Annotated in this window: 8 protein-coding genes and 1 pseudogene; all 9 read left to right on the forward strand. The window is 67.1% G+C overall.

The window, feature by feature from the left end; translation table 11 throughout:
- Positions 1 to 9 precede the first annotated feature (9 nt).
- Positions 10 to 1,461, forward strand: coding sequence for an aldehyde dehydrogenase (locus tag ACQR0U_RS21575; RefSeq protein WP_316164874.1), 1,452 nt, complete (start codon positions 10 to 12; stop codon positions 1,459 to 1,461).
- A 339-nt stretch (positions 1,462 to 1,800) separates the two neighbouring features.
- Positions 1,801 to 2,931, forward strand: coding sequence for a PepSY-associated TM helix domain-containing protein (locus ACQR0U_RS21580; protein ID WP_434872255.1), 1,131 nt, complete (start codon positions 1,801 to 1,803; stop codon positions 2,929 to 2,931).
- Positions 2,928 to 3,197: a hypothetical protein gene (locus ACQR0U_RS21585; protein ID WP_315717420.1), complete on the forward strand. Its 270-nt coding sequence runs from the start codon at positions 2,928 to 2,930 to the stop codon at positions 3,195 to 3,197. The genes ACQR0U_RS21580 and ACQR0U_RS21585 overlap by 4 nt, the downstream gene beginning before the upstream one ends.
- A 687-nt stretch (positions 3,198 to 3,884) precedes the next feature.
- Positions 3,885 to 6,164 (forward strand): TonB-dependent receptor, encoded by a 2,280-nt coding sequence (locus tag ACQR0U_RS21590; RefSeq protein WP_315717421.1) that lies wholly within the window; start codon positions 3,885 to 3,887, stop codon positions 6,162 to 6,164.
- 332 nt (positions 6,165 to 6,496) lie between these two features.
- Positions 6,497 to 6,727 (forward strand): MbtH family protein, encoded by a 231-nt coding sequence (locus ACQR0U_RS21595; RefSeq protein WP_315752514.1) that lies wholly within the window; start codon positions 6,497 to 6,499, stop codon positions 6,725 to 6,727.
- A gap of 20 nt (positions 6,728 to 6,747) precedes the next feature.
- Positions 6,748 to 7,476 carry a thioesterase II family protein gene (locus ACQR0U_RS21600; protein ID WP_315752515.1) on the forward strand — a complete coding sequence of 243 codons (729 nt, stop codon included), beginning with the start codon at positions 6,748 to 6,750 and terminating at the stop codon, positions 7,474 to 7,476.
- Between the two features lie 165 nt (positions 7,477 to 7,641).
- Positions 7,642 to 8,526, forward strand: coding sequence for a TauD/TfdA family dioxygenase (locus tag ACQR0U_RS21605; protein ID WP_315752516.1), 885 nt, complete (start codon positions 7,642 to 7,644; stop codon positions 8,524 to 8,526).
- Between the two features lie 43 nt (positions 8,527 to 8,569).
- The gene (locus ACQR0U_RS21610; RefSeq protein ID WP_434843883.1) at positions 8,570 to 18,295 is read left to right on the forward strand and encodes an amino acid adenylation domain-containing protein; all 9,726 of its coding nucleotides are present in this window, start codon (positions 8,570 to 8,572) and stop codon (positions 18,293 to 18,295) included.
- Positions 18,292 to 19,755: pseudogene (locus ACQR0U_RS21615) on the forward strand (condensation domain-containing protein); the annotation flags it as partial. The gene ACQR0U_RS21610 and the pseudogene ACQR0U_RS21615, both read left to right, overlap by 4 nt.
- Between the last annotated feature and the right edge of the window lie 6 nt (positions 19,756 to 19,761).

Here is a 19,761-nt window from a genome sequence, read left to right on the forward strand (position 1 = left end):
GAGCGCCCCATGAACGCGATCAATCTCCTGATTGGCGGCAAGGACCAGTCCGCCACCAATCAGCGCACCTTCCAGCGGCTCAATCCGATCAGCGGCGAGATCGCAACCATCGTTGCGGCGGCGTCGATCGATGACGCGCTGCGCGCCGCCGATGCCGCCGCGGCGGCGTTTCCGGCGTGGTCCCGGCTCGGTCCGGGCGAGCGCCGCAAGCGGCTCAATGCGGCTGCGGATGCGCTGGCGCGCAACGCCCCGGAGTTCATCGCGCTGATGATGGCCGAGACCGGCGCCACCGCGGGCTGGGCCGGCTTCAACGTGCATCTCGCCGAGGGCATGCTGCGCGAGGCCGCGGCGATGACGACGCAGATCGCGGGCGAGGTGATCCCGACCGACGTGCCCGACAACATTGCACTGGCGCATCGCCAGCCGGTCGGCGTCGTGCTCGGCATCGCGCCGTGGAATGCGCCGGTCATCCTCGGTGTCCGCTCGGTGGCGATGCCGCTCGCCTGCGGCAACACCGTGGTGCTGAAGGCCTCGGAGATGAGCCCGGGCGTGCACCGGCTGATCGGCGCGTGCCTGGCCGAAGGCGGTCTCGGTGACGGCGTCGTCAATGTCGTGACCAACGCGCCCGAGGATGCGCAGGCCGTGGTCGAGGCGCTGATCGCCCATCCCGCGATCCGGCGCGTCAACTTCACCGGCTCGACCCGCGTCGGCCGTCTCATCGCCATGGCCTGTGCCAGGCAATTGAAGCGCGCGCTGCTCGAGCTCGGCGGCAAGGCGCCGCTGGTCATTCTCGACGATGCCGATCTCGACGCCGCGGTGAATGCCGCCGCGTTCGGCGCCTTCATGAACCAGGGCCAGATCTGCATGTCGACCGAGCGCATCGTGGTCGACGACAAGGTGGCGGATGAATTCGTCGCAAAGTTCGCCGCCAAGGCCAACAGCCTGCCTTACGGAGATCCGCGCAAGGGCGATGTGGTGCTGGGCTCGCTGGTCAGCGCCGCCGCCTGCGACCGTGTCGGCGGCCTGATCGAGGACGCGGTGGCCAAGGGTGCCGTGTTGGCCGCCGGCGGCCGCGGCAGCGGGACGATCATGCCCGCGACCATCGTCGATCACGTCACGCCGGCGATGCGCATCTATGGCGAGGAGAGCTTCGGTCCCGTCGTCACCATCGTGCGCGTCAGCGGCGTCGACGAGGCCGTGCGCGTCGCCAACGACACCGAATATGGCCTGTCGTCGGCGGTGTTCGGCCGCGACATCGCCCGCGCGCTCGCTGTCGCCAAGCGAATCGAGTCCGGCATCTGCCACGTCAACGCGCCGACGGTGCATGATGAGCCGCAGATGCCGTTCGGCGGCGTCAAGGCCTCGGGCTATGGCCGCTTCGGCGGCAAGGCCGCGATCGACGAGTTCACCGAGCTGCGCTGGATCACGGTGCAGACCGGCGAACGGCACTATCCATTCTGAGACGGCGTTTGCGGCCCGGCCCTGGCGCATCGTCGGATGCAGCCAGAGCCGGTCGTATTCCGCGCGGCCACGCGGAAGCGATTCCATATGTATCCGGGCATCGCGCAAGGGCGACTTCGGCGCGCGCCCTCACGGCAGCGACACGCGCCGTCCGTGAGCACCGACGGTGCGAGGTGCGATCGAAATTCACGTTGCAGCTCCGCTGGTTGCGGCGGACAGGCGCGCTACCTTAAAGAAATTCCAACGGCTTTAGACCGATTCAGTTTGCTGCGGCCCTTCTCTTGCCGGACGTTCGGCTCATCACGTGCAACGTCGATGACGAAGGGTGGGTTCGGGCGCATGCGGCTGTGGGTTCAGGTTCACACGTGGACGTCGCTGATCAGCATGATCTTTCTGCTGATGCTGTGCCTGACCGGGCTTCCGCTGATCTTCCATGAGGAGATCGATCATCTCTTCGAGGATGAGATCGCTGCGCCGGCGATGCCGGCCGACACGCCGCTGTTGCCGCTCGACCGCCTGATCGCGGCGGCCAGGCAGCAGTTGCCGGAGCAGCATGCGCTGTTCGTGAGCCTGAAGCAGGCGGAGCCGCTGATCGTGGTCGCGATGTCGCCGACCGCCATTCTGGTGCCTGGGCAGTTTCATCGGCTCACCGTGGATGCGCGCACCGGCGTCGTTCTCGGCGAGGAAGCGCCGCATCAGGACGTCATGGACGTGATCCTGCGCATCCACCGCGACATGTTCACCGGCCTGCCGGGCGAGCTCTTTCTCGGACTGATGGGACTGGTGTTCTCAGCGTCCATCGTCTCGGGCGTCGTCGTATACTGGCCGTTCATGCGTCGCCTGCAGTTCGGCACGGTGCGGGATCGCTCGGCGCGGCTCAAATGGCTCGACCTGCACAATCTGCTCGGTATCGTCACGGTGAGCTGGGCGCTCGCGGTCGGCTTGACCGGCACCATCAACACGCTGGCGGTGCCGCTGTTCGACCTCTGGCGCGCGAAGACCATGCCGGCACTGCTCGCGCCCTATCAGGGCAAGCCGCTGGCGGAAGCGAAATCGGTCGAGGCCGCCGTTGGCGCCGTCCGCACCGCGTTTCCGGACCGGCTGGTGACGTCCATCACCTTGCCGACGACGACGCGGTTCGGCAGCCCGCAGCATCTGATGATCTGGACCAAGGGCCGCACGCCGTTTACTGCGCGCATGTTCAAGCCGGTCCTGGTCGATGCCCAGGACAGCAGCAAGATGGTCGCGCCCGAGCTCGCCTGGTATCTCACCGCGTTGCAGGTATCGCGGCCGCTGCATTTCGGTGACTATGGCGGGTTGCCGCTGAAGATCATCTGGGCCGTTCTCGATCTCATCACGATCGTCGTGCTGTGCAGCGGACTCTATCTGTGGGCCGCCAAGCGGCGGGGCTTCCGCAGGAAGGTGTCCGGCGTCGTGACATCGGCAGCGCCTGCGGTGGTGTCGCCATGAGCTCCTCGGCCGCATCGGCGACGCCATCTGCCCGCGCCGCGCAACTCTCGACCTGGCAGGTGTTTCGTGCGCCGCTGCTGATCGGTCTGGTTGCCGCAGCCGGGCTCGCCTTCGGACTGTTCGGCGACGGGCTCTGGGACGCGCTGTGCTGGCTCGGACTGTCGATTCCGATTCTGCTGTCGCTCGCCTACGGCACGAGACGGAGCCGCGGCGCGAAGGCCGAAGCGCAAGGCGCTCGGGCCGGGACGCAGGATAGGCCGCTCTGAGCGCTGACGTCCGCCGCCGGTCGGCGGAAGATAGCCCGCATCATTGATCTCGATCCGCGCCGCGGGACTATGCGCGCGGCTCGATGGCAACGACGCGCTCGGCCAGCCAACGATCCCACGCATCTCTTGTCTTACGTGTCTTCTCTCGCGCGACGCGTCATCGCGATGGCAGCACGCTGCGTCGGCTGCGCGCGATCGATCTCGCGCAGCGAGCGCCGACGCGAGCGGCGTCGCTCCGGCCTGGAAACAAGCAGATACAAATGTCTCGATGCCTTCTCCGATCTGCGCGTGGCGCGGCGGAGATGTGGCGCATTTGAAAGCAAAGATTGATTCAAAAGTGGCAATGTGATTAGTTATCATCGTACGATTGATCGAAATTATTTCGATGAGTTCGAGACGATCGGTGTCGTGAGTTGTATCAGCCGACGCGATCGCATCGCTCTTCCCCGCGACATGCGCTTCTTTTGAAGGCTTCAAAGAAGCGGAGGGAAAAGAATCTCGTAGTAGCGACAACCTATTGAGCTGATCGATTCGGCGAAGCTGTCGCTCGTTAGACGAGTTCTACGTCGCGCGACGCCATCCTCAAATACCTGTGTGTTAGGACCACCGACGAGCCGAGTTGGAACTTGGAATGATCGGGGTGTCAGGATGGTCTGTCGCATTTGGGATAAAGACATTGGATTGACGATGTCGTTGGGACTTGTGAGCTCATTGGCGCTCACGCTGAATGTCGGAGGCGTTCAATCGGCCTTTGCGCAGACCAAGCTCCCCGATGTGACCGTCGACGCGCCGAAGCCGAAAGTCCGGCAGACCGCCTCGAGACCGCAGACGACCGCGACGCGGACCGCTCAGCAGCGCCGCGTCGCTCCGCGCAACCTGCCGCCGACCGCCCCGGTGGCCTATGTGACGCCGTCGACAGGAACGGTCGGCGCGCCGCCGTCGCCCTATGCCGGCGGCCAGGTCGCGAGCGGCGGCGGCCTCGGGCTGCTGGGCAACCGCGGCGTCATGAACACGCCCTTCAACCAGACGAGCTTCACCTCGCAGCTGATCCAGAACCAGCAGGCGCGCACGATCCGCGACGTGCTGATCAATGATCCCTCGGTGCGCACGATCCAAGCCGCCGGCGGCGGCGCCGACAGCCTGTTCATCCGCGGCTTCTACTACGACAGCGGCGACTACGCCCTGAATGGCCTCGCCGGCATCGCGCCATATTATTCGACGGGCGCCAATTTCATCGAGCGGGTCGAATTGCTGAAGGGGCCGGCGGCTCTGCTCAACGGCATGACGGTCGGCGGCACTGGCGCCTCAAGCGGCGGCGCGGTCGGCGGTAGCGTCAATCTCGTCACCAAGCACGCGCTCGACACCGACATCACGCAGCTAACGGCGACCTATGCGTCCAAGACGCAATTCGGCGAGCAGATCGACGTCGGCCGCCGCTATGGCGAGCACAAGGAGTGGGGCGTACGGCTGAACAGCAAGTATTCGAACGGCGATACCCCCTGGAACCGGCAGACCGACGAGTTCGGCAACGCCCACCTCGCCGTCGACTATCATGGCGAGAATGTCCGAATCGATGCCGATGTCGGCTATCAGGCGGACAAGCTGAATCCGCCGCTGCGATTCTTCGGCGTGGGTACTGCTGTCACCAGCATTCCGTCGCCACCGTCGTCCGGCACCAATTTCCAGGTGCCGTGGGCGTATTATGCGCCGACCGATTTCTTCTCGACGGTGAAAGGCGAGGTCGATCTCAACGATCGTATCACCGCCTATGCCGGATTCGGCTATCACGACAGCAACATCAACTACCGTTATCCGTCGCCGGTGCTCTCGAGCAACGCTGGCCTGTTGTCCGGGACTCCTGGAACGGGAAGCGAGACGTACAAGACGTACGCCGGGGAGGCTGGCCTGCGCATGACCGCCGATACCGGCCCGATCAACCATGCCGTCAATGTCGGCTACTCCATCACCGACCGCACCTATACCCAGCAGGTGGTCTCCGGCAAGATGCCCAACTGGAGCCTTTACAGCGAGCCGACCAACATCGCGTTGCCAAGCTTTCCGACGCTCCAGGCCAATCAGACCGTCGGCGCAAATCTCTGGAGCATCGGCGTCTCCGACACGATGTCGCTGCTGAACAAGCGGATTCAACTGACCGTCGGTGTGCGCAGACAAACGGCGGGAACGGAAGTCACGAATCTCGTTACTCCAGCATCGAGCCGCCCGTTCGAGGACACCTCGGTGTGGACGCCAGCCTATGCGCTCGTGGTCAAGCCCGTCGAGTTTGTGTCGCTGTATGCCAATTACATCGAGGGCCTGCAGACCCCGACCGTCGTTGCCGCCGGCTATGCCAACAGCGGCACGGTCTTCCCGCCAGGGCAGACCAAGCAGGTCGAGACCGGCATCAAGGTCGACTTCGGCCGAATCACGACCACGGTCAGCGCATTCGATATCTCACGCCCGAGCGTGATTACCACGAGTTCAGGGGGAGTGCTGACTCAAGAGCTGAATGGCCGGCAGCGAAATACGGGCGCCGAGTTCAACGTATTCGGTGAGGTCACGCCGACGCTGCGGCTGTTGGGGGGCGTGGCGTATATTCACGGCGTGCAGGAGAAGACTTCGGGCGGCCTGACGGACGGCAAGCGGGCGATCGGCGTGCCCGAGCTCACCGTGAATCTCGGCGCCGAGTGGGATACACCGTTTGTGCGGGATCTGACGCTCACGGGGCGGGTCGTCTACACCGGTGCACAATATGTCGACGCGGCCAACAAACTCTCGCTGCCGGATTGGACACGCGTCGACCTGGGCGCCCGCTACACCTTCACCTCGCCCTGGAACGGCAAGCCGATCGTGCTGCGGGCGAGCGTCGAGAATGTATTCGACAAGGCGTATTGGGCGTCGGCCTATAGCGGTGTGATCACCCTGGGGGCGCCGCGCACCTATCTCGTTTCCACGACGTTCAATTTCTAGGACGTCGATACGCGTTGGCGATGATGAGGCCGCCGCACGGCCATTGTGCGGCGGCCTTGTTAGTCTGAGCGATGCGGACGGCGTTCAATTACAATCTGATAAAAATTTGCGTAGCTCATCGATCGCGTTGAGGCGTGATCATCTCCGCGGTGACAACGCGATCGGGTCAGCAAATCATCTCGTTGGAGCCGATGCATCCTGATGTTGAATCGTCACCTACGTGTCACCTTGGAGAGATTAAAAACTTCGATCGGCGGTATCCTTTTGACTGTCATTATCAACTGCATTACTCGTAGTTCATCAACGTCGTTTGTTAGTAGGAGTAGCCGGGCATGATGGTCTTCGACAGAGAGGACGTCACCTTCACCGTCGTCGTGAATCACGAAGAACAATATTCGATCTGGCCGACGTTCAAGGACATCCCGAACGGGTGGACGGCCGTCGGCGTGACCGGGAGCAAGAAGGAGTGTCTGGACCATATCGAACAGGTGTGGACCGACATGCGGCCGCTCTCGCTGCGGAAATTCATGCAGGAGAACGCCCAGGCCTCTGCCGAATCCTGAAGCGAAGGAGGCTGGCTGCCATGCGGCTGATCTGTTTGCCCTATGCCGGCGGCAGCGCCATGGTCTATGCGCGCTGGAGGAGAGCTCTTCCGTCCTGGATCGAAATCGTGCCGCTGGAGCTGCCCGGACGGGGCGCGCGGATGGACGAGCCGCTGCAAACGGACGCGGCAGCATTGGCCGATCAGCTCGCGTCCGAACTGATCGGGACGCCGTTGGCGGAGCCTTACGTCCTGTTCGGGCACAGCCTCGGCGGCTTGCTCGCCTTCGAGCTGGCGCACAGGCTGCTCGCGCTCGGCGCGCCAAAGCCGCAGATGCTGCTCGTGTCCGGAACGGAGGCGCCGGCCGTGCGCGACGGCAGCCGCTGGCGCGAGCCGCTCGGTGACGACGCATTGCGCGAGGAGCTTCTCAGGCTGAACGGCACGCCGCCGGAGGCGTTGCAGAGCATGGAGATCATGCGCGGCACGCTGCCGATCCTGCGAGCCGATTTCCTGATGTGCGGGAACTACGTCTATCGGCGGCGCCGGCCCTTGCCGTGTCCGCTGCACGTGTTCGGCGGAGATCTCGACGAGACGCGTGCCGAGGCACTGGAGGCGTGGCGGGCCGAGACCTCCGGCGCGTTCGGTCGCGACATGCTGCCGGGCGACCACTTCTTCATCCATAGCCGACAGGCGGATCTGCTGAAGCTCGTTGCCGCATTGCTGGCACGTCGGGCATGGCCGGGACTCGCCGTTGCTCGCGCGGGGCCTTGAGCGGCGTGCCGAAAGCACGACCCAGCCGGAAAAGCCGGCCGGTGAAGAAACTTCGATGCTGAAATCGACGGGAGACGGGGAGAAGTCATGTTCGCAATACAATCTAAAATAGAACAAGAATCGCTACCGTTCCTTCTGCGGGCCAGCCGCACGCAGCAGCCGCTGATGGAGGCCGTCAGGGAGGTCCGCGACATGATCGAGCGCCAGCTCTATGCGTGCGGCGGAATTCTCTTCCGTGGCTTCCATCTCGACGGCGCCGAGGCGTTCAGGAGCTTCGCCGCGAGCTTCGGCCATCCGCTGCTGTCCTATGAATTCGGCTCGACGCCCCGATCGCAGGTCAGCGCCGGCGTCTACACCTCGACCGAATATCCGCCGCACCAGAGCATCCCGCTGCACAACGAGCAGGCCTATACGCGCGACTGGCCGATGAAGATCTGGTTCTATTGCGAGCAGGCGGCACAGCAGGGCGGTGAGACGCCGGTCGCCGACAGCCGGTCGATCCATCGCGACATGCCGGCCGCGATCCGTAACCGCTTCGCCGAGCGGGGCGTCATGTATGTCCGCAACTACGGCAGTGGACTCGATGTCGACTGGCGACAGGTGTTCGGCACGGAGTCGAAGGCCGAGGTCGAGGCCTATTGCGCCTCCCATGCAATCGCCTGCGAATGGAAGGATGGCGACGAGCTACGGACGCGGCAGGTCTGCCAGGGGACGGCGGTGCATCCCGTGACCGGGGACATGGTGTGGTTCAATCAGGCGCATCTGTTCCACGTCTCCAGCCTCGCGCCCGAGGTTCGGGAAAGTCTTCTCGACATCGTCGGCGATCCGCTCGAGCTGCCGCGCAATGCGTTCTACGGCGACGGCGCGCCGATCGAGGACGAGACGCTGGCCACGGTCAGAGCCGTGCTCGACCGGCACAAGATCGTCTTTCCCTGGCAGACCGGCGACGTCGTCATGCTCGACAACATGCTGACGGCGCACGCGCGCGAGCCATTCAAGGGGCCGCGCAGGGTGATCGTCGCGATGGCGCGAGCCCATCGCGTCAATTGAGCCTGCGGCATCGATCCTCACGTTGTCATCGGACCTTTGGAAAATGCCGACACAGACCCTCGTCGAACGACTCCGCGAGCATGCCGCCTCGCGTGCTGACCATCCGGCGCTGCGCTTCATTGAAGGCGACGATGTCGTCCACGAGCTGACATTCGCTGCGCTGGACCGGCGCATCCGCGCGCTTGCGGCGCATCTGCAGGAGCTCGCGCGTGCCGGCGAGCGCGCCGTGATTCTGCTGCCGAACGGTCCGGATTATGCCGTCGCATTCTACGCCTGCCTCTATGCCGGGGTCATTGCCGTGCCGGCCTATCCGCCGGAGACCGGCAAGGAGCGCTACGCCAGCCGCCTCGATGGCATCCTGCGCGATGCGGCGCCACGACTCATTCTCACCCAGGCGCGGCTTCGCGACGTCGTCGTCGCTTCGGTCGGCGAGACCGATGCTCATGTTGTTGCCGTCGACGAGGTGCCGGTCGATGCCGCCGCATCCTGGCGCGAGACGGACTTGCACGGCGATGCGATCGCCTTCCTCCAATATACGTCGGGTTCGACGTCGCAGCCGAAGGGAGTCTGCGTCACTCACCGGAACCTGGTCGCCAATGAGATCGCAATCGAAGCGGCGCTCGGCGGGACCAGGGACGACGTCTTCGTCAGCTGGCTGCCGCTCTATCACGACATGGGATTGATGGGCGGATTGCTGAATCCGCTGTTCACGGGCTTCACGGCGGTGCTGATGTCGCCGCGCAATTTCCTCGAGCAGCCGCGACGCTGGCTCGACGCCATCCACCGCCACGGCGGCACCTGCAGCGGCGGGCCGGACTTCGCGTTCGCGCTCTGTGCGGACCGGATCTCGGACGAAGCGATCGCGCGCCTGGACCTCAGCCGATGGCGGTTCGCGTTCTCCGGCTCGGAGTTCGTGCGCCGCGCGACGCTGGATCGATTTGCCGCGCGCTTCCGGCCGGCGGGCCTCGATCCTCGCGCGCTGACGCCGTGCTACGGCCTGGCCGAGGCGACCTTGCTGGTGACGGCGGGCGACCGCGCGAGCCGGGCGGTTTGTCACACGCTCGATCCCGCGGCGCTCGCGGGTGGCCGCGTTGCGGAGGCCGGCGAGGGCACGGACCTGATGGCGTGCGGCGCCGTGGCAGACGGCCATGCCGTGCGCATCATGAGGGTCGATGCGTCCGCCGACGCCGGGACGAATGAGGTCGGCGAAATCTGGGTCGCAGGTCCGAGCGTCGCGCAGGGCTATTGGAACAATCCCGAGGCGACGCAGCAGACATTCGTCCTTCGCGATGGCGCGCGCTGGCTGCGGACGGGCGATCTCGGCTTCGTCCGCGACGGCGATCTCGTCGTCACCGGCAGGCTCAAGGATCTGCTGATCGTCCGCGGCCAGAACATCTATCCGTTCGATCTGGAGCAGGCCGTCGAGACCGAGGTGGCCTCGGTGCGGAAGGGACGTGTCGCGGCCTTCCCGGTCGAGATCGATGGCGTCGAAGGCATCGGCGTCGCCGCCGAGTTCGGCAGGGCGGTACTGCGGCGAACGCCGGCCGACGTGTTGATCAAGGCGATCGGCGATTCGGTCATGCGGCAGACGCAGGAATATCCGGCGGTGGTCGTGCTGCTGAACCCGCAAGGCATGCCGCTGACCACCAGCGGCAAGCTGCAGCGGTCCGCCTGCCGCGCCAGGTGGGCGCAGGGCACGCTCGACAGCTTCATGGTGTTCGAGCGGCGACGCGAGGCGGCGGACCCATCGCCGTCACCGAAGCTTGCGACGGCGACCGAACGCCGTCTTGCGCTGATCTGGCGGAATGTGCTGCGGCGCGCGACCGTCGACCGCAACGACGACTTTTTCATGCTCGGCGGCAATTCGGTCGCGGCCGCTCAGATCGCGGCGATGGTGCGCGAGCAGTTCGGGGTCGAGCTCGCGCTGCGCGGCTTCTTCGATGCGCCGACGCTCGTCGCGCTCGCAGCGCTCATCGATGCGGCCGGCGCGGACGCGAAAGTGCTCCCGCCGCTGCAGCCCGCACCGGCGGGGCTGCGCGAGCTGCTGTCACCCGCGCAGGAGCGGCTGTGGTTTCTCTGGAGCATGGATCCGGCCGGCACGGCCTACACCATCGCTTGCACGGTTCATTTCGACGGCCCGCTCGATCAAGCACGGCTGGTGCAGGCGCTGACCGAAATCGTCGCCCGCCACGAGACGCTGCGCACCACCTTCTCTGCCCCGGATGGCCGCGTCGTGCAGGTCATCCATGCGTCGCCGGACATTCCCGTCGCGGTCGAGGATCTGCGGCGCAGCCCGGCGGCGGAGCGCGCGTCGCGCGTCGCGGCGCGGACACGCGAGGAGCTGGCGCGGCCGTTCGATCTCGTCAATGGCCCGCTGCTGCGCGCCGTGCTGATGCAGCTCGCGGACGACCGCCACGAACTGCTGCTGTCGGCGCATCACATCGTCGCCGACGGGCTCTCGCTCGACGTGCTGCTGGCCGAGATCGCCGCGCTTTATGACGGGCTCCGGCGCGGGGCAGGGGCGCTGCCGCCGCCGTCCGCGATCCAATATGCCGACTACGCCGCATGGCAGCGGGATTGGCTCTCCGGCCCCGAGGCCGCGCAGCAGCTCTCCTACTGGCGCGAGCGGCTCGGTGATGCGGATACGCCGCTTGCATTGCCGTTCGACCGGCCGCGGCCGCCCGTACAGAGCTATCGCGGCGACACCATCCACGTGGAGATCGCGCCAGATCTGGTGCTGAGGCTCCGCGCGCTCGCCAGGGAGCATCGCGTCAGCATGTTCATGCTGCTGCTCGCCGCCTATCAGCTGCTGCTGTTCCGCTACTCGGGCCGCTCCGACCTGCGCGTCGGTGTGCCCGTCGCCGGGCGCCGCCAGGCCGAGCTGGCGTCGCTGATCGGCTGCTTCGTCAATACGCTGGTGCTGCGGGCCGACGTGACCGACGGCATGAGCTTCGCCGAGCTGCTGGCGCGGGCGAAGGAGGAGGTCATTTCCGGGCTGGCGCATCAGGATCTGCCGTTCGACCGTCTCGTCGACGCGCTGAAGCCGACTCGCTCCGGCGGCCACAATCCGCTGTTCCAGGTCAAGTTCAACTACATGGCCGCGCCTGCCGGACTTGCGCTCGGCGACGGCCTGCACGCCCAGCCGCGCATCGTCGATCTCGCCGGCTCGCATTTCGATCTCGCGCTCGACATCGTCGACGGCCCGACGGGCATGAATGCGAGCCTGAATTTCGCAACCGATCTGTTCGACGTGACGACGGTCGAGCGGATCGGGAACCAGCTCGTCGATTTCCTGCGGCAGATCGCGGCCGGCACCGACCGGCCGCTGCGCGACTTCGCGATCGCGCGCGGCGTCGAGCAGACCGTCGTGGCGGAGGCGACGAGCTTCCCCGCGACCGACATCCTCGATCTGATCGGCATTGCGCTCGCACGCCGCGATGATCGGATCGCGCTGCGCCAGGGACGGGACACCGTCAGCGCAGCCGAGCTCGTGCGCTGGTCGGACCACATCGCGCATATGCTCGTCGCGGCCGGCGTCACGCACGAGACGCCGGTGGCGCTGTGGATCGAGCGGTCGCCGGCCTTCGTCGCGGTGCTGCTCGGCGTCCTCAAGGCGGGCGGCTCCGCAGTGCCGCTCGATCCGGCATGGCCGGTGGCGCGCGTCGATCGCATCCTTCGTGGCGGCGGCATCGGCACGCTGGTCGCAACCGGCGAGCACTTGGCTGCGGCGAGGGCGCTGGAGTGTCATACGCTCGACGGTGAACTGCGCGGCGATGCGTCCTCCGGCGCGTTCGATGCCCCGCGGCCGCATCCGGCGCAGACCGCCTACATCATCTACACGTCGGGCTCGACCGGTGCGCCCAAGGGCGTCGCCGTGTCGCACGGCGCGCTCGCCAACTACGTTCAGGCGCTGTTGTCCCGGCTGCAGCCGCGCGCCGGCGCCGGCATGGCGATGGTCTCGACGGTCGCCGCCGATCTCGGCCATACCGTGCTGTTTGGCGCGCTTGCGAGCGGCGTGACCTTGAATCTGCTGCCGGCCGATGCCGCCTTCGATGCGGATGCGTTTGCGCAAGCGATGCGCGACGGCGAGATCGGCGTCCTCAAGATCGTGCCGAGCCATCTGCGCGGCCTGTTGCGGGCGCGGCGCTCGGCCGACGTTCTGCCGCGCGACGTGCTGATCCTTGGCGGCGAGGCCTGCGATCCCGGCTTGATCGAAGAGGTCCGCCGGCTGCGGCCGCACTGCCGGATCGTCAATCACTACGGCCCGACCGAGACGACGGTCGGCGTGACGACCCATGAGTGGACGGACGCCGAAGCCAAAGGCGTGCTGCCGGTCGGATTGCCGCTTGCGAACCTGCGCGCCTACGTTCTCGACGATGCGTTGAATATCGTCCCGGCCGGAGTCGCCGGTGAACTCTATGTGGGCGGCGCCGGGCTGGCGCGCGGCTATCGCGGTGCGCCTGGACAGACGGCCGAGCGCTTCATTCCCGATCCGTTCGGACCTGCAGGCGAACGCCTCTACCGGACCGGCGATTTGGTGCGCTGTGATCGAGCGGGCCGGATCGTGTTCCTGGGCCGGCGCGATGATCAGGTAAAGCTGCGCGGCTACCGCGTCGAACCCGCCGAGATCAGCCGCGTCGTCTCCTCGTTGAACGGCGTCGCCGATGCCGCCGTCGTGGCCCGCGCCGTCGACGCCGAGCAGGAACGCCAGGAGCTCGTGGCTTATTGCGTCGCCGCGGCCGGCGTCGTGTTGCAGCCGGAGGCGCTGCGGCAGCAACTCTCGGCGATGCTGCCGGACTACATGGTGCCGTCGCGCATCGTCGTGCTCGAGCGGCTGCCGCTGACCGCCAATGGCAAGCTCGACCGCGCGGCGCTGCCGCAGCCGGACGATGACGCCGTGCCGTCGTATGTCGCCCCGGTCGGCGCGGTGGAGCAGGCCATCGCCGCCGTCTGGCAGGACGTGCTGGGCCGCGAGCGGATCGGCCGCAATGACAATTTCTTCGAGCTCGGCGGCGACTCCATCCTCAGCCTGCAGATCATCGCACGGCTGCGCAAGCGCGGCGTCATGCTGACGCCGAAGCAGATGTTCGCGCAGCAGACGATAGCGGCGCTGGCCGGCGTGGTTGCGACCACCTCCGCGCCGGCCATGACGCCGCCGGCAGCAGCACGCAACGCAATGAACGCCTGCGCTGCGGAGCTGCTGCCGATCCAATTGCGCTTCTTTGCCGAGGAAATCTCCAACCGCGATCACTTCAACCAGGCGGTGCTGCTGATCCCGCGGGACCGGATCGACTGGAGCGTGCTGCAGCGGGCGCTCGCTGCCGTCGTGAGGCATCACGATGCGCTTCGCATGACGTATCGGCGGATCGCGGGTGAATGGCAGGCGGTGCCGGCCGACCTGCCTGCTGCGCCTGAGCTGCTTTGGCTCCGCACGGCAGTCGAGCCGGCCGACGTCAGCGCGATCGCGTCGGGGGCGCAGGCGAGCCTGTCATTGGCATCGGGATCTCTGCTGCGCGCCGTCGGATTCGACATGCGCGACGGCAGCCAGCGGCTGCTGGTCGCCATCCATCATCTCGCCGTCGATGGCGTGTCATGGCGGATCCTGCTCGAGGACATCGCGTCGGCTTACGAACAGGCGGCGGGGCAGGCGGCCGCCGTCAGCCTGCCGCCCACGAGCTCCGCGCCGTCTTCCTGGGCGCAGCGACTGCGCACGCATGCGGCCTCCGATCGGCTCGCAGGCGAACTGCCGTTCTGGCTCGCGTCCTCCCGCGGCAGCGAGTTGCCCTGTGACGACGATCATGGTGGCACCGACGCCGAGGCCGACGCCGAGGAGGTCGTGCTGAACCTCGAGGCGGAGCTGACTGAACGGCTGCTCGATGCCGCGCCTGCGGCCTATCGCACGCAGGTCAACGACCTGCTGCTGGCCGCGCTGGCACGCGCGCTCTGGAGCTGGAGCGGGATCGAAGGCGTCGTGATCGAGCTGGAGGGCCACGGCCGCGAGGATGTCTTCGCGGACATCGATCTCACGCGGACGGTGGGCTGGTTCACGAGCGCATTCCCGGTGCGTCTCGACGGCGGCAGCGAGACCGATCGTGCGCTCATCACCCGCGTCAAGGAGACGCTGCGCGCCATGCCCGATCGCGGGCTCGGCTATGGCGTCCTGCGTTATCTCGGCGCGAAAGAACATCGCGACGCGCTGGCAGCGACGCCGAACCCGCGTATCGTCTTCAACTATCTCGGCCGCTTCGACGGCCAGCTCGGTGCGGCCGCGCCGTACCGGATCGCGGCGGAGAATCCGGGACCGATGCGGGCCGCCGACACGCCGTTGCGGGCCTGGCTCAGCATCAACGGCGAGGTGCGTGACGGGCGGCTGCGGCTCGGCTTCCGCTATGGAAGCCGGCGGTATCGGCGCGCGACCGTGGAACGGCTCGCCGAGCTCTATCGCGCGGCGCTGCATGGTCTCGTCGATCATTGCCTCGGCGGCGCCAGCGGTCTCACGCCGTCCGACGTTCCGCTCGCGGGGCTCGATCAGGCGGCGCTCGACCGGCTCTGCGCGACCATCGACTGTCGCTCCGTCGAGGACATCTACCCGCTGTCGCCGATGCAGCAGGGCTTGCTGTTCCATGCGCTGCGCGACGGCGCTGATGACGTCTATGTCAACCAGCTCTCGATCGAGCTTCGAGGTGTGACGCCGGCGCGGTTGCGTGCGGCATGGCAGGCGGCGAGTGCGCGGCATGCCGTGCTGCGGACCGGGTTCGCCTGGCAACAATTGTCCGGAGCAGCCCAGCAGATCGTCTACCGGCAGCTCGACGTGCCCGTCGTCGACGAGGATTGGCGCAGCCGTATCACGGGCGGGGCTGCGGCGGCGGAGATCGATGCGGCGCTTGCGGAGGCGGCACGGCGCGAGCGCGAACTCGGCTTCGACATTACCCGGCCGCCGCTGCAGCGGCTGCGGCTGATCCGGCTCGGCGAAGACAGGCTGTGGCTGATCTGGACGCATCATCACATCGTGATCGATGGCTGGAGCTCGGCGCGGCTGCTCGCCGATGTGCTGCAGCAGATCAGCGGCGCCGCGCCGTCGGCGGCGCAAGGCGGCTACCGCGACTACATCGCCTGGCTGCAGACGCGCGACCAGGCGGCAGCCGCTGATTTCTGGCGCGAGACGCTGCGCGATTTCGAGCCCACGCCGCTCGCCGACGCCTTGCGTGCGAGCCGCGCGATCGACGCTGCGAGCGGCCATGACCGGCTGACGCTGCGCGTGGACGGTGATCTCGCGGCTCGCCTGCGGCGGTTCGCGACGCAGCAGCGCATCACGATGAATACGCTGCTGCAGGGGACCTGGGCCCAATTGCTGCGGCAATATACCGGGCAAAGCGCGGTCTGCTTTGGCGTCACGGTCTCGGGCCGTCCGGCCGAGCTTGCCGGCGCCGAGAACATGGTCGGCCTCTTCATCAACACGCTGCCGCTGATCGATCGCGCGCATCCGCAGACCGCGACCGGCGACTGGCTGCGCGCCCTTCAGGCGCAGAGCGTCGCGGCGCGCGACTATGAGTGGCTGCCGCTGCACGAGATCCAGCGCCTGGCCGGCAGGGCCGGGCAGCCGCTGTTCGACAGCCTGATGGTATTCGAGAACTATCCGATCGATCAGTCGCTCACCGCGCGCGACGGTGCCGGGCCACAGATCGGGCGGGTCGAACACGTGACACCGACCAACTATCCGATCGCGGTCATCGTGTTCGATGGACCCGAGGGCCTGCGCCTCGACTTCAACTACGATCGCGCGCAACTGGACGACCATGCGGTTCGCCGGGTGAGCGCGTCGCTGCGAGACTGGCTGACGCGGATTTCGGCGGATGCCACCCGTCCGACCGGCAGCCTTCGCATGGTCGACGGAGAGGCGCTGGCGTGCGTCCTGCGCTGGAGCGGAGCTGCGATCGGCGAGACGTCACGCCGACCGTCGTCGATCGGCGCGGCGCCTGGCCTCGTGGCGCAGATCGAGGCGCGGGCGAAGGCCGTCCCGGACGCGGTTGCGATCGTCTGCGGCGACCGCCGAATCAGCTACGGCGAACTGAATGCGCGGGCAAACCGGCTGGCGCGGCGACTGCGCGCGCGCGCGATCGGCGCCGATGTCGTGGTTGGACTGGCGCTGGAGCGCGACGCCGAGATGATTGTGGCGCTGCTCGCCGTGCTGAAGGCCGGCGCCGCCTACCTGCCGCTCGATCCGGACTATCCGGCCGAGCGTCTTGCCCACATGCTCGGCGACAGCGGCGCAAGACTGCTGCTCACGCAAGCCGAGCTGCAAGATCGGTTCACGCCCGCGCTGGCCGACAGCGGAGCCGAAGCCTGGCTGCTCGATCGCATCGACGATGGAGGCGACGCCGGCAACCTCGACCTCGCCATTCATCCGGAGAGCCTCGCCTACGTCATCTATACCTCGGGCTCGACCGGCCTGCCCAAGGGCGTGATGGTGCGTCACGGCGCAGTGACGAATTTCCTGGCGACGATGGCCGAGCAGCCGGGGATCGCATCGGACGACCGCGTGCTGGCATTGACCTCGCTGTCGTTCGACATCGCGGTGCTGGAGCTGTGGCTGCCGCTGACCCGGGGGGCCCGTATCGTGCTGGCCGACCGCGCCTCCGCGCAGGATCCGACGGCGCTGAAGGCGATCGTGGCCAGGCACGGCGTGACCTTGATCCAGGCGACACCGTCGAGCTGGCGCATGCTGCTCGATCATGACGGGGCCGCCGCGCTGCCTCGTCGCTGTCGCGTGCTCAGCGGCGGCGAGGCGCTGGCTCCCGATCTGGCACGGCGGCTCGTCGCGCTGAGCGGCGAGGCCTGGAACATGTATGGGCCGACCGAGACCACGGTGTGGTCTGCGCGCCACCGGCTCGATTGCAATGATCCCATGCCGGTGCTCGGCGGTCCGATCGGCAATACCACGCTCTACGTGCTCGACGCCAATCTCAATCTGGCGCCGCCCGGCGTGGCCGGCGAACTGTTCATCGGCGGCGAGGGACTGGCGCGCGGCTATTGGAAGCGGCCCGGGCTCAGCGCGGAACGGTTCATCCCGGATCCGTTCGGCGGCCCCGGTGCACGGCTGTACCGGACCGGCGACCTGGCGCGCTGGCGTGCCGATGGCGCGCTCGACTATGTCGGCCGCGCCGATCACCAGGTCAAGATACGCGGGCATCGCATCGAGCTCGGCGAGATCGAGGCGCGGCTGCGCGCGCTGCCCGGCGTCCGCGACAGCGTCGTGGTCGCGCAGGATGTCGGTGGCGGTAGCAACCTGATCGGCTATGTCGGCAGTGAGTGCGCGCTCGATGGCGGCGAGCTGCGCGCGGCGCTCGCGACGGCGCTGCCGGACTACATGGTGCCGTTGCGCGTCATCGTGCTGCCGCGGCTGCCGCTGACGCCGAACGGCAAGGTCGACCGCAAGGCGCTGCCGCTGGCCTCACAAGGCGAAGCGGGGGCCGACTATCAAGCTCCGGTCGGCGAGATCGAGATCACGCTGGCCGGCATCTGGGCGGAGCTGCTCGGCCTCGACCGCGTCGGGCGGGGCGATCACTTCTTCAATCTCGGCGGCCACTCTCTGCTGGCGGTACGGCTGCTCAGCCGTGTCGCGCAGGAGTTCGGCACATCGATGCGATTGTCCGAGCTGTTCGCTCATCCGGAATTGGCGGAGTTCGCGCGCGTCCTCTCCATCAGACTGATCGAGCAGCAGTTCGCCGAAGGTGAACTCGAGGACCTGATGACAGCGGAGCTATCATGAGCGGACAATCAGGACAGCCTCTTCTGCACAACCTCGATCCGGAGGCGCTGCGCCGGTTGGCCTCGCGCGCGCGACAGCGCGGCCGCAACGCCCCCACACGCGATACAAACACGATCCCGATCGCCGATCGCGGGGGCTCGCTGCCGCTCTCCTTCGCGCAGCAGCAGCTCTGGCTGCTGGCTCAGCTCGAGAACGGAAGTACCAACTATCACATCGATGTGGCGCTGCGGCTGCGCGGCCGGCTCGACATCGGCGCATGGCGCCGCAGCCTCGACCGGCTGTTCTCCCGCCACGAGGCGCTGCGGACGGTCTTCGTCGCCGAGCAGGGCGAGCCGCGGGTCGCGCTGTTGCCGCCGGACACCAGCCTGCCGCTGGAGGTGCACGATCTTCGCGGCCGGCCGGACCGCGAGACGCGGCTGGCCGATCTGCTGAATGAGTGTACGCGCGCGCCGTTCGATCTTGCGCGGGGTCCATTGATCCGCAGCCATTTGATCGACCTGGGCGATGATGATCATGTCCTTCTGCTCAGCCAGCATCACATCATCTCCGACGGATGGTCGATGGGCGTCATCGTCCGCGAGCTCTCGGCGCTGTATGCCGCCTTCGTCGCAGGCGGCAATGATCCGTTGCCGCCGCTGGCAATTCAGTATCCGGACTATGCTGCATGGCAGCGCCATTCGCTGACGGCAGATCGGCTGCGGCGGCAGCTCGATCATTGGACCGCCGTGCTGCGCGACGCGCCATCCTTGCTGGCACTGCCGACGGACCGGGCGCGATCTGCACCGCGATCCAACGCCGGCGCCGCGGTGCCTGTCGAGATCGACGACGGTCTTTCGGCCGATATCAGGCAATTGAGCATCGCGCTCGGCGCCACCCCGTTCGTCATCGTGCTGGCCGCCTGGGCCCTCGTGCTGTCGCGGTTGGCCGGCCAGCAGGATCTCGTCATCGGCACGCCGACCGCCAATCGGATGCGTTCGGAGCTCGAAGGCCTGGCCGGCTTCTTCGTCAACATGCTGGCGCTGCGGCTCGACCTCTCGGGCGGTCCTGCTGTGGCCGAGCTGATCGAGCGGGTGAAGACGGCCGTCCTTGCGGCGCAGGATCATCAGGACCTGCCGTTCGAGCATCTTGTCGAGGCGCTCCAGCCCCCGCGGCATCCGGAATACACGCCCGTGTTCCAGGTGGTGTTCGCATGGCAGAGCAATGATATCGGTTCATTGGCGCTGCCCGGCCTGGCGGTCGAGCGCCTTGCGACCGAGCAGCACAAGGTCAAGTTCGATCTCGAGCTCGATCTCAGTGAGAGCGGTGGACGCATCTCCGGCAAGATCAACTACGCGACGGCGCTGTTCGACGCCGAGACCGTGCAGCGCTATCGCACCTATCTGCTGGCTGCGCTGCGCGCCATGGTCGCCGACACCAGCCAGCCGGTCGATCGCATCGAGCTGCTGCCAGCCGAGGAACGTGCGCTG

The sequence above is a fragment of the Bradyrhizobium sp. HKCCYLRH3097 genome, assembly GCF_051167875.1.
In the GTDB taxonomy this organism is placed as follows: Bacteria; Pseudomonadota; Alphaproteobacteria; order Rhizobiales; family Xanthobacteraceae; genus Bradyrhizobium.

Excerpts from the sequence above, each read along its gene's own strand:
- ACQR0U_RS21590 (WP_315717421.1), top strand. The coding sequence starts at position 3,885 with ATGTCGTTGGGACTTGTGAGCTCATTGGCGCTCACGCTGAATGTCGGA.
- ACQR0U_RS21585 (WP_315717420.1), top strand. The coding sequence starts at position 2,928 with ATGAGCTCCTCGGCCGCATCGGCGACGCCATCTGCCCGCGCCGCGCAA.
- ACQR0U_RS21605 (WP_315752516.1), top strand. The coding sequence starts at position 7,642 with ATGGAGGCCGTCAGGGAGGTCCGCGACATGATCGAGCGCCAGCTCTAT.
- ACQR0U_RS21575 (WP_316164874.1), top strand. The coding sequence starts at position 10 with ATGAACGCGATCAATCTCCTGATTGGCGGCAAGGACCAGTCCGCCACC.
- ACQR0U_RS21580 (WP_434872255.1), top strand. The coding sequence starts at position 1,801 with ATGCGGCTGTGGGTTCAGGTTCACACGTGGACGTCGCTGATCAGCATG.
- ACQR0U_RS21600 (WP_315752515.1), top strand. The coding sequence starts at position 6,748 with ATGCGGCTGATCTGTTTGCCCTATGCCGGCGGCAGCGCCATGGTCTAT.
- ACQR0U_RS21610 (WP_434843883.1), top strand. The coding sequence starts at position 8,570 with ATGCCGACACAGACCCTCGTCGAACGACTCCGCGAGCATGCCGCCTCG.
- ACQR0U_RS21595 (WP_315752514.1), top strand. The coding sequence starts at position 6,497 with ATGATGGTCTTCGACAGAGAGGACGTCACCTTCACCGTCGTCGTGAAT.